This is a genomic window from Rossellomorea marisflavi (assembly GCF_001274775.1).
In the GTDB taxonomy this organism is placed as follows: domain Bacteria; phylum Bacillota; class Bacilli; order Bacillales; family Bacillaceae_B; genus Rossellomorea; species Rossellomorea marisflavi.
The window spans coordinates 1-1,254 of the sequence record NZ_LGUE01000007.1; the positions used below are offsets into that span (position 1 = coordinate 1).

8 tRNA genes are annotated in these 1,254 nt (G+C 49.0%); all 8 read right to left on the reverse strand.

The annotated features are described in order from the left end of the window. A tRNA-Thr gene (locus AF331_RS18140) sits at positions 1-76 on the reverse strand. A gap of 9 nt (positions 77-85) precedes the next feature. Continuing rightward, a tRNA-Phe gene (locus AF331_RS18145) sits at positions 86-161 on the reverse strand. A 27-nt stretch (positions 162-188) separates the two neighbouring features. Next, positions 189-265: transfer RNA gene (locus AF331_RS18150), tRNA-Asp, on the reverse strand. Between the two features lie 99 nt (positions 266-364). Next, positions 365-438: transfer RNA gene (locus AF331_RS18155), tRNA-Met, on the reverse strand. A gap of 144 nt (positions 439-582) precedes the next feature. After that, positions 583-658: transfer RNA gene (locus tag AF331_RS18160), tRNA-Val, on the reverse strand. Between the two features lie 22 nt (positions 659-680). Beyond that, positions 681-755: transfer RNA gene (locus tag AF331_RS18165), tRNA-Glu, on the reverse strand. Positions 756-760: 5 nt separating this feature from the next. After that, positions 761-853, reverse strand: a tRNA-Ser gene (locus AF331_RS18170). A 6-nt stretch (positions 854-859) separates the two neighbouring features. Continuing rightward, a tRNA-Asn gene (locus tag AF331_RS18175) sits at positions 860-934 on the reverse strand. Positions 935-1,254 lie beyond the last annotated feature (320 nt).

Below are 1,254 nucleotides of genomic sequence, written 5' to 3' on the forward strand. Positions count from 1 at the left end.
TGGTGCCGGCAAGAGGACTTGAACCCCCAACCTACTGATTACAAGTCAGTTGCTCTACCAGTTGAGCTACACCGGCACAAAAAAATGGTGGCTCAGGACGGAATCGAACCGCCGACACATGGATTTTCAGTCCATTGCTCTACCAACTGAGCTACTGAGCCATTGCATATTTGTATTAAAATGAAAAATGGCGGTCCGGACGGGACTCGAACCCGCGACCTCCTGCGTGACAGGCAGGCATTCTAACCAACTGAACTACCGGACCAACTTTTTTTCGCGTTAGCGAAAATAAAGATCAAAGTACTGCGATAGCAAATCCGCTATCATTGTCACTACATCCCAATCCTCTCGGATCAAAACGGTATTGCGGGGACAGGATTTGAACCTGCGACCTTCGGGTTATGAGCCCGACGAGCTACCGAACTGCTCCACCCCGCGACGATAATAGTTTAATTCCATCCTTCAACCTGTTAAGTTTAAGAACGTATGGAACGTTATTTTCACTACGCTTCGCTTCGAGGGAAAATTCAATAACTTTTAAGGTAAGTTATTTTCACTCCGCTTCGCTCCGTGAAAAAACTATGGTGGAGGATGACGGGATCGAACCGCCGACCCTCTGCTTGTAAGGCAGATGCTCTCCCAGCTGAGCTAATCCTCCACTGATTCTTTCTGTTTGAAAATGGTGACCCGTACGGGATTCGAACCCGTGTTACCGCCGTGAAAGGGCGGTGTCTTAACCGCTTGACCAACGGGCCTTATATGGCGGAGAGCAAGGGATTTGAACCCTTGAGACAGCTATAAACCGCCTACACGATTTCCAATCGTGCTCCTTCGGCCACTCGGACAGCTCTCCATATAATGGCTCCACAGGCAGGACTCGAACCTGCGACCGATCGGTTAACAGCCGATAGCTCTACCACTGAGCTACTGTGGAATGTACCGCCTGGCGACGTCCTACTCTCGCAGGGGGAGATCCCCCAACNACCTCTTCGCTCACCAGACTATGTTGTGTCCTTCAAAAGGACAAGTATTATTATACCGCATCTTCGCGGTGATTTCAAGGTTTTTTTATACTTTATGTATACTTATTCCCTGAAAACTAGATAAAGGGTTGATAGTCAATCATTACCGGCGTATCAGCCAGTCCGGGAGACGCGAAGCGCCTCCTTCGTCTTACTTTGGTTAAGTCCTCGATCGATTAGTATCAGTCAGCTCCATGTGTCGCCACACTTCCACCTCTGACCTATCTACCTG